At 58.9% G+C, this 13,520-nt stretch carries 13 protein-coding genes and 1 pseudogene; 10 read left to right on the forward strand and 4 right to left on the reverse strand.

What is annotated here, in order from left to right:
* Positions 1 to 155 precede the first annotated feature (155 nt).
* On the forward strand, positions 156 to 914 hold the full coding sequence (locus AB4N85_RS15885; protein ID WP_095181795.1) for an SDR family oxidoreductase: 759 nt from the start codon (positions 156 to 158) through the stop codon (positions 912 to 914).
* Positions 915 to 1,084: 170 nt separating this feature from the next.
* On the opposite strand, the pseudogene apbC reads toward AB4N85_RS15885, so the two are convergent.
* Positions 1,085 to 2,134: pseudogene (gene apbC, locus AB4N85_RS15890) on the reverse strand (iron-sulfur cluster carrier protein ApbC); the annotation flags it as partial.
* Between the two features lie 319 nt (positions 2,135 to 2,453).
* Here apbC and metG point away from each other — a divergent pair.
* The 8 genes from metG (at position 2,454) to AB4N85_RS15930 (ending at position 9,253) form a co-directional block, all read left to right on the forward strand.
* Entirely contained in the window at positions 2,454 to 4,505 is a 2,052-nt protein-coding gene (metG, locus tag AB4N85_RS15895) for a methionine--tRNA ligase (RefSeq protein WP_460065001.1), read from the forward strand.
* Positions 4,506 to 4,619: 114 nt separating this feature from the next.
* Positions 4,620 to 5,189 (forward strand): Rnf-Nqr domain containing protein, encoded by a 570-nt coding sequence (locus AB4N85_RS15900; RefSeq protein WP_150637387.1) that lies wholly within the window; start codon positions 4,620 to 4,622, stop codon positions 5,187 to 5,189.
* On the forward strand, positions 5,186 to 6,190 hold the full coding sequence (gene rsxB, locus AB4N85_RS15905; RefSeq protein ID WP_252868204.1) for an electron transport complex subunit RsxB: 1,005 nt from the start codon (positions 5,186 to 5,188) through the stop codon (positions 6,188 to 6,190). Before AB4N85_RS15900 ends, rsxB begins: the two co-directional genes overlap by 4 nt.
* Positions 6,177 to 7,160: an RnfABCDGE type electron transport complex subunit D gene (locus AB4N85_RS15910; RefSeq protein ID WP_460065005.1), complete on the forward strand. Its 984-nt coding sequence runs from the start codon at positions 6,177 to 6,179 to the stop codon at positions 7,158 to 7,160. Before rsxB ends, AB4N85_RS15910 begins: the two co-directional genes overlap by 14 nt.
* Positions 7,157 to 7,762, forward strand: a complete 606-nt coding sequence (locus AB4N85_RS15915) for an RnfABCDGE type electron transport complex subunit G (RefSeq protein ID WP_150637381.1) — start codon at positions 7,157 to 7,159, stop codon at positions 7,760 to 7,762. Before AB4N85_RS15910 ends, AB4N85_RS15915 begins: the two co-directional genes overlap by 4 nt.
* Complete coding sequence (locus AB4N85_RS15920; protein ID WP_150637379.1) at positions 7,759 to 8,331, forward strand: Rnf-Nqr domain containing protein; 573 nt, start codon at positions 7,759 to 7,761, stop codon at positions 8,329 to 8,331. Before AB4N85_RS15915 ends, AB4N85_RS15920 begins: the two co-directional genes overlap by 4 nt.
* Positions 8,328 to 8,966, forward strand: coding sequence for an endonuclease III (gene nth, locus AB4N85_RS15925; RefSeq protein ID WP_016773410.1), 639 nt, complete (start codon positions 8,328 to 8,330; stop codon positions 8,964 to 8,966). The genes AB4N85_RS15920 and nth overlap by 4 nt, the downstream gene beginning before the upstream one ends.
* 107 nt (positions 8,967 to 9,073) lie before the next feature.
* Entirely contained in the window at positions 9,074 to 9,253 is a 180-nt protein-coding gene (locus tag AB4N85_RS15930) for a PA3496 family putative envelope integrity protein (protein ID WP_041479865.1), read from the forward strand.
* Between the two features lie 88 nt (positions 9,254 to 9,341).
* On the opposite strand, the gene AB4N85_RS15935 is transcribed toward AB4N85_RS15930, so the two are convergent.
* A complete protein-coding gene (locus AB4N85_RS15935) occupies positions 9,342 to 9,968 on the reverse strand; it encodes a response regulator transcription factor (protein ID WP_016773408.1) in 627 nt (208 codons plus the stop codon).
* A gap of 466 nt (positions 9,969 to 10,434) precedes the next feature.
* Between AB4N85_RS15935 and AB4N85_RS15940 the strand changes: the two genes are divergently transcribed.
* Positions 10,435 to 11,136 carry a hypothetical protein gene (locus AB4N85_RS15940; protein WP_095181788.1) on the forward strand — a complete coding sequence of 234 codons (702 nt, stop codon included), beginning with the start codon at positions 10,435 to 10,437 and terminating at the stop codon, positions 11,134 to 11,136.
* A 115-nt stretch (positions 11,137 to 11,251) separates the two neighbouring features.
* Here the strand turns inward: AB4N85_RS15940 and AB4N85_RS15945 are convergent, their stop codons facing one another.
* A complete protein-coding gene (locus AB4N85_RS15945; protein ID WP_007953201.1) occupies positions 11,252 to 12,469 on the reverse strand; it encodes an argininosuccinate synthase in 1,218 nt (405 codons plus the stop codon).
* 129 nt (positions 12,470 to 12,598) lie between these two features.
* Positions 12,599 to 13,513 (reverse strand): flagellar protein MotY, encoded by a 915-nt coding sequence (locus tag AB4N85_RS15950; protein ID WP_406227299.1) that lies wholly within the window; start codon positions 13,511 to 13,513, stop codon positions 12,599 to 12,601.
* Positions 13,514 to 13,520: the final 7 nt, after the last annotated feature.

Below are 13,520 nucleotides of genomic sequence, written 5' to 3' on the forward strand. Positions count from 1 at the left end.
TCCTTAAATGGGTTCCGTCTAGAAAACGGACAGGCGCGCAGCGAAAAGTAACCGGCGCGCATCGGGCAAATGTTCGTGTGCTACCAGGCCTGACCGGTGCCGATCGAGCGTTGCCGACAACAAAAACAACTCAGACCTGCCAGCGGGACATGCGAATGCAACTCAACGACAAAGTAATCATTATCACCGGCGGTTGCCAGGGTTTGGGCCGTTCCATGGCCGAGTATTTCGCCGGCAAGGGCGCGAAACTGGCCCTGGTCGATCTGAATCAGGAAAAACTCGACGCCGCCGTGGCCGCCTGCAAAGCCAAAGGTGTCGAAGCGCGCAGCTACCTGTGCAACGTCGCCAATGAAGAACAGGTCGAGCACATGGTCGCGCAAGTGGCCGCAGACTTCGGCGCCATCCACGGCCTGATCAACAACGCAGGCATTTTGCGCGATGGTCTGTTGTTGAAGGTCAAGGACGGTGAGATGACCAAGATGAGCCTGGCGCAGTGGCAGGCGGTGATCGACGTCAACCTCACCGGCGTGTTCCTCTGCACCCGTGAAGTCGCGGCGAAGATGGTCGAGCTGAAGAACAGCGGCGCGATTATCAATATTTCCTCGATCTCCCGCGCAGGCAACGTCGGCCAGACCAACTATTCCGCAGCCAAGGCCGGCGTCGCGGCAGCGACCGTAACCTGGGCGAAGGAGCTGGCGCGTTACGGCATTCGCGTGGCGGGCATCGCACCGGGCTTCATCGAAACCGAAATGACTTTGGGCATGAAACCGGAAGCGCTGGAGAAGATGACGTCGGGCATTCCGCTCAAGCGCATGGGCAAGCCCGAAGAGATCGCCCATTCGGCGGCGTATATCTTCGAGAACGACTACTACACCGGGCGGATTCTGGAGATGGATGGCGGGTTGCGGATCTGACTGCCAACACAAAACAACTGTGGGAGCGAGCCTGCTCGCGAAAGCGGTGGGTCAGCCAACATCTTCGTTGACTGACACTCCCTCTTCGCGAGCAGGCTCGCTCCCACATTTCATCCAGCGTTTATTCAATCGTCACTGATGGTGATATTCGGCATCGCCGGCGTGGCCGCTTCCTGCAAGACAATGCGCGCGCCGACGTGGCGGGCCAGTTCCTGATAGACCATGGCGATCTGGCTGTCCGGCTCGGCGATTACGGTTGGCTTGCCGCCATCGGCCTGTTCGCGGATCAGCATCGACAGCGGCAGCGAGGCCAGCAATTCGACGCCGTACTGGGTGGCCAGTTTCTCGCCACCACCTTCACCGAACAGATGCTCGGCATGCCCGCAGTTCGAGCAGATGTGCACCGCCATGTTTTCCACCACGCCCAGCACCGGAATGTTGACCTTGCGGAACATTTCCACGCCTTTGCGTGCGTCGAGCAGTGCCAGATCCTGCGGCGTGGTGACGATCACCGCACCCGCCACCGGGACTTTCTGCGCCAGGGTCAGCTGGATGTCGCCGGTGCCTGGTGGCATGTCGATGACCAGATAATCCAGATCGCCCCACGCGGTTTGCGTAACCAACTGCAGCAGCGCCCCGGAAACCATCGGCCCGCGCCAGACCATCGGCGTGTTGTCGTCGGTCAGGAAGGCCATCGACATGACTTCCACGCCGTGGGCCTTGAGCGGCACGAACCACTTCTGATCCTTGACCTCAGGACGGGTGCGCTCGGGAATGCCGAACATGATGCCCTGGCTCGGGCCGTAGATATCGGCGTCGAGGATGCCGACTTTGGCGCCTTCGCGGGCCAGCGCCAGCGCGAGATTGGCAGCGGTGGTGGATTTGCCCACGCCGCCCTTGCCGGAAGCGACGGCGACGACGTTCTTGACGTTGGCCAGCCCGGGAATCTGCGCCTGGGCCTTGTGCGCGGCGATCACGCTGGTGACCTCGACGCGGGCGATGACCACGCCGTCGAGGTTTTCGATGGCCAGTTGCAGCAATTGCGCCCAGCCACTCTTGAACAGACCGGCGGCGTAGCCGATTTCCAGCTGCACATTGACGCGGTCACCGATGATCTCGATGTTTTTCACGCACCCGGCGCTGACCGGGTCCTGGTTCAGGTAAGGGTCGGTGTATTGGCTGAGGACGGCTTCCACCGCTGCGCGAGTGACGGCGCTCATGGGCAACTCCGATAACAAGACTGGAAAGAATGGCGGCTATCGTACGCTGGACACCGATTTGAGGCGAACAGATTACTTGCGCTGAAAAGCCACCGTGGTGAGGGGATTTATCCCCGTTCGGCTGCGCAGCAGTCGTAAAGCCATTGCACTCGGACTATCTGATACATCGAAGTTTGCGGTTTTCGGGCGGCTTCGCCACCCAGCGGGGATAAATCCCCTCGCCACAAGAACACTCAAAGTACCCAGTGGCGCAGGGGTGAAAAATATGCGCCGGCGCTTTATAGTGGCCGACCTCCGTTTCATCAAGTAGCGAAGCCCCATGTCCGAGCCACGCAAGATCCTCGTCACCAGCGCCCTGCCCTACGCCAATGGTTCGATTCACCTTGGCCACATGCTGGAATACATCCAGACCGATATGTGGGTGCGCTTCCAGAAGCATCGCGGCAACCAATGCATCTATGTCTGCGCCGACGACGCCCACGGTTCGGCGATCATGCTGCGCGCAGAAAAGGAAGGCATCACCCCGGAACAACTGATCGCCAACGTGCAGGCTGAACACAGCGCCGACTTTGCCGACTTCCTCGTCGATTTCGACAATTTCCACTCCACTCACGCCGAAGAAAACCGTGAGCTGTCGAGCCAGATCTACCTCAAGCTGCGTGACGCCGGGCACATCGCCCAGCGCTCGATCACCCAGTATTTCGACCCGGAAAAGAAAATGTTCCTGGCCGACCGCTTCATCAAGGGCACCTGCCCGAAATGCGGCACTGAAGACCAGTACGGTGACAACTGCGAAAAATGCGGTGCGACCTACGCACCGACCGACCTGAAGGATCCGAAGTCGGCGATCTCCGGCGCCACCCCGGTGCTCAAGGATTCCCAGCACTTCTTCTTCAAGCTGCCGGACTTCCAGGAAATGCTACAGGCCTGGACCCGCAGCGGCACCCTGCAGGACGCCGTGGCCAACAAGATCGCCGAATGGCTGGATGCCGGCCTGCAGCAGTGGGACATTTCCCGCGATGCGCCGTACTTCGGCTTCGAGATCCCGGGCGAGCCGGGCAAGTATTTCTACGTCTGGCTGGATGCGCCGATCGGTTACATGGCCAGCTTCAAGAACCTCTGCAACCGTACGCCGGAGCTGGACTTCGACGCGTTCTGGGGCAAGGACTCGACCGCCGAGCTGTATCACTTCATCGGCAAGGACATCGTCAATTTCCACGCGCTGTTCTGGCCAGCCATGCTCGAAGGCGCCGGCTACCGCAAGCCGACCGGCATCAACGTGCACGGCTACCTGACCGTCAACGGCCAGAAAATGTCCAAGTCGCGCGGCACCTTCATCAAGGCCCGCACTTATCTGGATCATCTGTCGCCGGAATACCTGCGCTACTACTACGCGGCCAAGCTTGGCCGTGGCGTCGATGACCTCGACCTGAACCTTGAAGACTTCGTGCAGAAGGTCAACTCCGATCTGGTCGGCAAAGTGGTCAACATCGCCAGCCGTTGCGCCGGGTTTATCCACAAAGGCAACGGCGGCCTACTGGTCGACAACAATGCCGCGCCGGAGCTGACCGAGGCCTTCCTCGCCGCCGCGCCGAGCATTGGCGACGCCTACGAGGCCCGCGACTTCGCCCGCGCGATGCGTGAAATCATGGCCCTGGCTGACCGCGCCAACGCCTGGATCGCCGACAAGGCGCCGTGGTCGCTGAACAAGCAGGAAGGCAAGCAGGATGAAGTCCAGGCGATCTGCGCCACCGGCATCAACCTGTTCCGCCAGTTGGTGATCTTCCTCAAACCGGTACTGCCGCTGCTGGCCGCTGATGCCGAGGCGTTCCTCAACGTCGCGCCGCTGACCTGGAATGACCACACCACCCTGCTGGCCAACCACCAGCTCAACGAATTCAAACCGTTGATGACCCGCATCGACCCGGTAAAAGTGCAAGCCATGACCGACGCCTCGAAAGAAGACCTGACCGCCAGTCAGACCGACACCGGCGAAGCCAAGCCTGCCGGCAACGGCGAACTGGCCAAGGATCCGCTGTCGCCGGAAATCGATTTCGACGCCTTTGCCGCCATCGATTTGCGCGTCGCTTTGATCGTCAAGGCCGAACACGTCGAAGGCGCCGACAAACTGCTGCGCCTGACCCTCGACATCGGTGACGAGCAACGCAACGTGTTCTCCGGGATCAAGAGCGCCTACCCGGACCCGTCCAAGCTCGACGGTCGCCTGACCATGATGATCGCCAACCTCAAGCCACGGAAAATGAAGTTCGGTATTTCCGAAGGCATGGTGATGGCAGCCGGTCCCGGCGGCGAAGAGATCTACCTGCTGAGCCCGGACAGCGGCGCCAAGCCGGGTCAGCGCATCAAGTAAGAGGTTGCCGTAAAACGATCCCACCGACGTGCTCTGCATGCCGGTGGGATTTTTCATATCTGGCCCGATAGTGCCTACCCTTAAGAGACACCCGCCCGTTTCGCTGGCAGAACCATGACCGAACTCGTGTTAACGCTGATCAGTGCTGCGCTGCTCAACAACTTCGTGTTGCACTGGCCGCTGGGCGTCGCTCCGCTGCTGGCGGGCAGCCGACGCCAGGTCCATGCGCTGGGGTTGGCGACGTTGTGCCTGATGGTGGTGGTCGGCGTTATCGGTCAGGCGATCTGGCAGTGGATATTGGTGCCGTTGCAGCTTGAAGCGCTGCGCCTGTTCGTGTTTCTGCCATTGAGTGTGTTGTTGATCGCGCCGCTGCTGAAACTGCTGGCGCGCGGCCTGCCCGATTGGCCGTTCGCTGGATTGTGGCCGCTGCTGCTGGGCAATGCCGGGGTACTCGGGCTGGCCTTGATCAATGCGCAAAACGATCATGGCCTGCTGCACGCGACAGCTTTGAGTCTGGGTGCAGGGCTGGGTTTCTGGCTGGTATTGAGTGTGTTCTGCGACCTGCGCGAGCGCACGGTCGACAACGATATTCCCCTGCCCTTTCGCGGCCTGCCGATCGATCTGATCAGCGCCGGACTGGTCGCAGTGATTTTTCTCGGATTCAGTGGATTGATCAAAACATGAGTCTGATTCAACGCATCGATGCCCTGCTGCCGCAGACCCAATGCGGCAAGTGCGGCCATCCCGGATGCAAACCCTATGCGCAAGGCATTGTTGACGGTGAGCCGATCAACAAGTGCCCGCCGGGCGGCGAGGAGACTATCGCCGCCCTGGCCGAGCTGTTGAAAATACCGGTCCTGGAACTGGACATCAGCCGTGGCCCGGCACCGCCGCAAATCGCCTTCATCCGCGAGGCCGAATGCATCGGCTGCACCAAATGCATTCAGGCCTGCCCGGTCGACGCCATCGTCGGCGCGGCAAAACTCATGCACACGGTGCTGATCGACGAGTGCACCGGTTGTGATCTGTGCGTTGCGCCGTGCCCGGTCGACTGCATCGAAATGCATCCTTTGCCTGCGAACACGATCCCAGTGGTTGGCGGTCTCGCATTCGATCTCGAAGAACAGCGCGCCCGCGCTGAAAAGCGTGACCATGCGCGCCAGCGTTTCGAGCGACGCAACCAGCGCTTGCTGCATGAAGAACAGCAAAAGCAGGCTGAACGTGAAGCGCGAGCCGCGCGTGCGGCACAACCGCAAGTATCGACCGCCGACCCGGTGCAGGCTGCACTGGAGCGGGTGCGTGCGCAAAAAGCCGCGAACGCTGATGCGGCACTGAAGAAGGCCAAGGTCGATGTGGCGATGAGTCGAGCGCAACTGCACAAATCGCTGAAAGCCTTCGGTCACCCGCCGACGTTCGAGCAGCAGTCGCAATTGATCGTCCTGCAGCAACAATTCGAAGCCGCCGAGCAGGCGCTGGCGAATCTGGAAAGTAGCCAACCGGTGATTCCCGCCGTTCCCGCACCGACCAACGACGCCGAACTGAAGCGAGCCAAGATCCAGTTGGCCATGCGCCGCGCCGAGCTGAAAAAAGCTCAGGCAGCGGAGGCTGCGCCGGAGCAGATCGCAGCAATGGAGCAAGCCGTGAGTGACGCCGAGCGCCGGGTGCAAGACCATGCCGCCCCTTGAGCCAGTGGACGATCGCCTGCAACAGGCGATGAACACCGTGCTGCTGGCCGCTGTGCCGGGTCTGCTCGCATTATTCTGGCTGTATGGCTGGGGCGTGTTGATCAACCTTTCCCTGGTGGTTGTCAGTGCTTTGCTCGTCGAAGCGGGCGTCGCCTGTCTGCGTCGGCAAGCGGTGCAAGCGGCAATGCGTGATGGCAGCGCGCTGGTCAGTGCGATGTTGCTGGCCGCCGCGCTGCCGGCTTATTGCCCTTGGTGGCTGACGGTCATTGCGACCGCTTCAGGTCTGTTGTTCGGCAAACATCTTTATGGCGGCGTCGGCAAAAACCCGTTCAACCCGGCGATGCTTGGCTTTGTCCTGAGCATGGTGCTGTTCCCGCAAGCGATGACCCATTGGCCCGCTCATGGCCTGGACTTTCTTGCGGCGCTGCAACAGGTTTTCAGTCCAGCGCAGGCGCCGGACGCTTGGGTGCAAGCCACGGCACTCGACAGTTTGCGCATCAATAAAAGCCTGACCATGCAGGAGCTGTTCGCCAGCAACCCGGCCTTCGGCCGCTTCGGCGGGCGCGGTGTGGAATGGGTGAATCTGGCGTTTCTGCTCGGCGGCCTGTGGCTGTTGCAGCGGCGGATCTTTTCCTGGCACGCACCGGTGGGCATGCTCGCCAGTCTATTCGTCATCAGCCTGTTGTGCTGGAACGGCTCTGGGTCGGATTCCCATGGTTCGCCGCTGTTTCACCTGCTCAGCGGCGCGACCATGCTCGGTGCATTTTTTATTGTGACCGAGCCGGTGTCCGGCGCGAAAAGCGCCCTTGCCCGCCTGCTGTTCGGTGTTGGCGTCGGCCTGCTGACTTATCTGATTCGCACGTGGGGTGGTTACCCGGACGGCGTCGCGTTTGCGGTATTGCTGATGAATCTTCTGGTGCCGGCACTCGAACGCTTCGCCCTCAGCCGCCAGTCGAAGGTGAACGCGTGAATCGCTCAGCGAGTGTCGCGACGGTGGTGCTGCTGGCACTCGTTGGCGTGAGTGCGACATACGTGTTGCAGCGCAGCAGTGCACCGCAGATTGCCAGCGAGCAGCGCTTGCTCGACAGCCGAAAATTGCTTGATGTCATGCCTGCCGCGCTCTACGACAATCAGCCGCTGGAGCAACCGCTGACGCTCGCCGAGCCTGCTTTGCGCCATAGCACGCTGTCGGGCGGCTATCGAGCGACCCGCTCCGGTCAGACAGTCGCGGTGCTGTTGCGCAGTCGCAGCGAAGGTTACGCAGGTACTCTGGAACTGCTGATTGCCATTGATGCTAATGGCAAACTTTTAGGCGTGAAAACCCTTGAGCAGCGCGAAACGCCAGGATTGGGTGGTTACATCGGTGAATGGCCGAATGCCTGGCTTCAGACCTTCCTCGGCAAATCCCGAACTGAGCCGACAGACGCCGGTTGGGCGCTGAAAAAGGATCAGGGGGAGTTCGATCAAATCGCTGGCGCGACCATTACCTCCCGTGCCGCCATTGACGCAATTCATGACGCACTGCGTTATTTCGATGAGCATCGGGCGCTGCTGTTGGGGACTGGCCCATGAAGCGCACGGTGAATTTATTGATGCTGGTGCCCCTACTGGGCGCCACACCAACATTAAGCGCTGCACTGGGGATAACCTTGATGCTCAGCGCGGTACTCGGTGTATTTGCCGTCTGCATGTCGCCGCTGCGCGAGCGCCTCACGGGCACCCGTGCATTGCTCGCCAGCCTGATAATCGCCGCGACGTTGACCAGTTGCGCGGATATTGTGGCGCAACGCTGGTTTTTGCCATGGCAGCAGACGTCTGAGCTCTACATAGGGCTGATCGCCTTGCACTGCGTCGTGTTTGAATACCACGGTGCCTTCCGCGAGCCCGTCGCTGTCAGCTTCAAACGCTGCGCAATGTTCGGCGCGCTCATGCTGGTAGTCGGCGGGCTGCGCGAGATCATCGGTTATGGCAGCCTTGGCCGAGGCCTTTCGGAGCATTGGCCAGGTCTGGTTTTGTTCCCCGAAGGGCTGCGTCTGATTACGCTGGTTCCCGGCGCTTTGGTTTTACTGGGCCTGCTTCTCGCCGCCCGTCAGGCGTGGACACGCCGCAATTCTGTCATCAAGGAAACGCATCGCCCATGAATGCTGCAAAACGTCTTGAGATATTTCGCCGACTGCACGAAGACAATCCCGAGCCGAAAACCGAACTGGCCTACTCTTCGCCGTTCGAGCTGCTGATTGCGGTGATTCTTTCGGCGCAGTCCACCGATGTCGGCGTCAACAAGGCGACCGCCAAACTCTTTCCCGTCGCCAATACACCCGCCGCGATTCATGCGCTGGGTGTCGAGGGGCTGTCCGAGTACATCAAGACCATTGGCCTCTACAACAGCAAGGCGAAAAACGTCATTGAAACCTGCCGTTTGCTGGTTGAGCGTCATGGCGGTGAAGTCCCGCAAACCCGGGAAGAACTGGAAGCCTTGCCGGGCGTCGGGCGCAAGACCGCCAACGTGGTGCTCAACACCGCTTTCCGCCAATTGACCATGGCGGTCGACACGCACATTTTTCGCGTCAGCAATCGCACCGGCATCGCGCCGGGGAAAAATGTGGTGGAAGTAGAAATGAAGTTGATGAAGTTTGTACCGAAAGAATTCCTGCTCGACTCTCATCACTGGCTGATTTTGCACGGTCGTTATGTTTGCCTGGCGCGTAAACCGCGCTGCGGCAGCTGCCGCATCGAAGATCTATGCGAATACAAACATAAAACTTCTGACGATTGAGCGGTCATCGGTTTTTCGCATCCATCGATTGAAAAAATCTTTTTTACCCGCCGCAGTAATGTCGATATAAGGAGCGCCAAAGGCAGTCTTAGCCGGGAGTTGACTTCATGAGTACCGACACAGAGCAACTGGATGTAGAAGAGGATCTTATTGCCACCGACGCCGATGAGGTCGAACCGGTGGTTGAAGTGGCCAAGACCAACCTTAGCAAGCGTCGCACAATCGACAACCTGCTTGAGGAGCGCCGACTGCAAAGGCAATTGGCCGACTACGATTATGATCTGTGATATCTGAAGGCCTCCCTAGACGGAGGCTTTTCATTTTCTGCGACAACCGAGCTTGATCGGCCCATGACGTTCTCAGCTGTCGAATCGTTCAAACCAGGCCGTTGCGCTGCGCCAGCTCGATCAGATCAACCAGAGAACGCGCATTGAGTTTCAGCAACAGGCGAGTCTTGTAAGTACTCACGGTCTTGTTGCTCAAAAACATGCCATCGGCGATTTCCTTGTTGGTCTTGCCGCGCGCCAACTGCTGCAACACCATCATTTCCCGCCCGGACAGACGATCAACCATGTCCGCTTCACTCGCATTGCCCAGACTGGTGCGCACAGTGTGCAGCGCCTGATTGGGGAAATAGCTGTAGCCGGACAGTACTGCCTTGATCGCACTGAGCAATTCGGTCAGATCCTGCTGTTTGCACACGTAGCCCGCTGCGCCCGATTGCATGCAACGCATTGAAAAATGCCCGGGAGCCTGGGAAGTCAGCACCAGCACTTTCACCGGCATGGCAGTGGAGGTCAGGCGCGCAATAACTTCCAGCCCGTCGAGTTTGGGTATTCCAATATCCAGGATGACAAGATCGGGTATTTGTTCACGAGCAATTTGTAGTGCATCAACGCCATTATCCGTTTCTGCAATGACTTCGTAGCCATGCCGTTCCATCAGCATACGTACCGCAAGTCGAATGACGGGGTGGTCATCCACGATCAGCACTTTATTCATGGGCAAGTCCAGTTTTCGCTGTTCGAATTTTTAGAACACGCACGATATCCCAGTCACTTGCTTCAAGGCATGGCAACTTTTACACGCATTTGCATCCAGAGACATTCCCTACAGGCATTGAGGATAATTCCCACAAATTCGCTGCCCTTGCCCCATTGCAACCGCCTTCCGATCTTTCATACACCGGCGGAGTTTGATCTTCATGCAGTCGAGTCCTACGCCATGCTGGGTCGTTGGAAAACTTCAACAGGCGCAATTACGAACCTTCATACACGATGATTTACCTGTCAAATTGGCCTTGGGCAAGCACTGGGACATACGACGTAACGAACCGACACAACCACCTGTTCGACACAACATCGTTGATTCTATAAAACTTTAGTTAACAGCCGCGCACTTACACAAGCGCCTTTACTATCGCTGAAACAACCAACTTAAACTAGACAAACCATGTAGAAGCAAAACAATGCTAAAGATAAAAAACAAAATCACCAACCCCATGACAGTCATCGCCATATTTGCAATTCTTTCGGAAACCTCGGCGGCGGTATCGTTACCATTTCTCGATAACAAGGACCGGGAAATTTACGTCTGGTTTCTGATCAGTTTCCCCTTTTACTTGTTATTCCTGTTCTTTATCACTCTCAACTTCAATCATCGCTCGCTTTACTCGCCTTCAGACTTCGGCAAAGACAAAAGCTTTTTGAAAACCACTCAAAATAACCAGAGGGACGAATCCTTTCGCGAAGCAGGCGAGCGTTGTGCTTTTGAGCTGACCAGTTGCATCGTGTCGGGTAAAACCGGGCCAGGCCGAGTGCCGATTCCCTGCAGAGTTCACAACGCGCCGGACCCACCGCTCGGTCCACGCGACCCATCCCATCCGGTTATGCAGAATATCAAGCTGTCACCCTGGGTAAGTGAACTGAACATCATTGACGCAAGAGAAGTTGATGCAGCGAAGGAATTCGATGCCATCTTCGAAACGCTAAAAGGCGTCGATAAAAAGCACGCGCGGGTTCTCGTATTTCTTTGTAATCATGCGTCGGACGCGCTTGCCCACTCCGCATTGCAGCAGATCAGGCAGGCCAAGAAAGGCTCAGGAGCCACACTGTGCATCGTATATAACCTGTGTTCGCAGACGGTGACATTACTGGGACGAACCAGTTGAACCGGGTCAAGACTGCGCGCAGATACACGAGGGAGCCTGATGAACCAGAAAAAAAGATGAAAAAAAGGCGGCCCTCAACAGGCCGCCTTTTTTATTGCGCATCGGTCTGAGCCACTCAGAACAACTTGCGGCCCTTGTTGGCAGCAATGCGCATGCGCAGCGCGTTGAGCTTGATGAAGCCCGCCGCATCCGCCTGATTGTAAGCACCGCCATCTTCTTCGAAGGTGGCGATGTTGGCGTCGAACAGCGAATCGTCGGACTTGCGACCGGTGACGATGACGTTGCCCTTGTACAGCTTCAAGCGCACTACGCCGTTCACGTTGACCTGCGAAGCATCGATCATCTGTTGCAGCATCAGACGCTCAGGGCTCCACCAGTAGCCGGTATAGATCAGGCTGGCGTACTTGGGCATCAGCTCGTCTTTGAGGTGAGCGACTTCGCGGTCCAGAGTGATCGATTCGATGGCGCGGTGGGCGCGCAGCATGATGGTGCCACCCGGGGTCTCGTAGCAGCCACGGGACTTCATGCCGACGTAACGGTTTTCGACGATGTCGAGACGACCGATGCCGTGCTCGCCGCCGATCTTGTTCAGCGTCGCCAGTACGGTGGCCGGGGTCATTTCGACGCCGTCCAGCGCGACGATGTCGCCGTTGCGGTAAGTCAGTTCCAGGTATTGCGGGGTGTCGGGAGCCTTCTCCGGGGAGACGGTCCAGCGCCACATGTCTTCTTCGTGCTCGGTCCAGGTGTCTTCCAGCACGCCGCCTTCATAGGAGATGTGCAGCAGGTTGGCGTCCATCGAGTACGGAGATTTTTTCTTGCCGTGGCGTTCGATCGGGATCGCGTGCTTCTCGGCGTAGTCCATCAGCTTCTCGCGCGACAGCAGGTCCCACTCGCGCCAAGGGGCGATGACTTTCACGCCTGGCTTGAGCGCGTAAGCGCCCAGTTCGAAGCGCACCTGGTCGTTGCCCTTGCCGGTGGCGCCATGGGAAATGGCGTCGGCGCCGGTTTCGTTGGCGATTTCGATCAGGCGCTTGGCGATCAGCGGACGGGCGATGGAAGTACCCAGCAGGTACTCGCCTTCGTAAACGGTGTTGGCGCGGAACATCGGGAACACGAAATCACGCACGAACTCTTCGCGCAGATCGTCGATGTAAATTTCTTTGACGCCCATGGCCTGAGCCTTGGCGCGGGCCGGCTCGACCTCTTCGCCTTGACCGAGATCGGCGGTGAAAGTCACCACTTCACAGTTATAAGTATCCTGCAGCCACTTGAGGATCACCGAAGTGTCCAGGCCGCCGGAATACGCCAGAACGACCTTGTTTACGTCCGCCATGCCATCACTCCACGGGGTTCTACGGAAAGCCGGGGAGTCTACCGCTCAAACGCGATAATTTACAGAGGCGCGACAGCTTAAGACGACAAAGCGACAGAATCTGTCGAGAGCGCGACGATGACCGGCGGGTCAGGAAGTCGCTGCGGCCGTGGCCGGCGTACTCGCTTGCGGCGCCGGAGTCGGGGCGGTAGTCGGAGCGACGCGCGACAATTTCACGTTTACCCGACGGTTCTTCGCACGATTGGCTTTGCTGGTGTTGGGCACGATCGGATACTGCTCGCCGTGGAAACGCACGGTGATCTGCGATTCCTGAATGCCGTTGGCCTTGAAGAAATCCACCACCGCCAGCGCGCGGCGGCGCGACAATTCGCGGTTGGTCAGGCGATTGCCGCTGTTGTCGGAATGACCGTCGAGGTCAATGTGGTTCACCGTCGGGTCGGCCTTCATGTATTCGAGCATCACTTGCAGCTTGGCCTTGGCAGCCGGGTCCAGCTCAACGCCTTCGCCGGGAAAGCCTATCTGCGACTGCTTGATCTGGTCGAAATTCTGCGGCAGCAATTTCGCCACGCAGCCTTGATAGTCGTTGAACGCCTTGCTGAATTTCACCGGCAGCAAACGCACTTCCGACACCCGGCCATCGCCAGACGCACGGCGAACTACCGGGCTGCGGCCGTCCAGCAGACCGCTGATCAGCCCACCGGCCTGGGATTGCGAGCTGTTGAACAACACATTGCCGCTGCCCAGCCGTACCGAGCCCAGATTGATGTCGCCGCGCCCCGGCTGCCACGGTGCAGCGGCAGCGAGCAACGTCGCCGAGCCGCCACCAAGCATGGCGTTGTAGGCGTTCAGGCGAAAGATCGCCTGCTCACCGGCCTTGCGCACGAATTCGCCCGAGCCGAAATCAGTGATCGGTTGCGTCAGGCGGCATTCGAACTTGTCGCCGGCGACCGTCCACTCAATGTTCTCCAGACGGGTCTGGTAAGTCAGCGCCATCGCGGGAAGGCTGGCAAACACACTGAGCAGGGCTAAATAACGCTGGCGCACGGGAGGC

This window comes from Pseudomonas sp. H1_G08 (assembly GCF_054681355.1).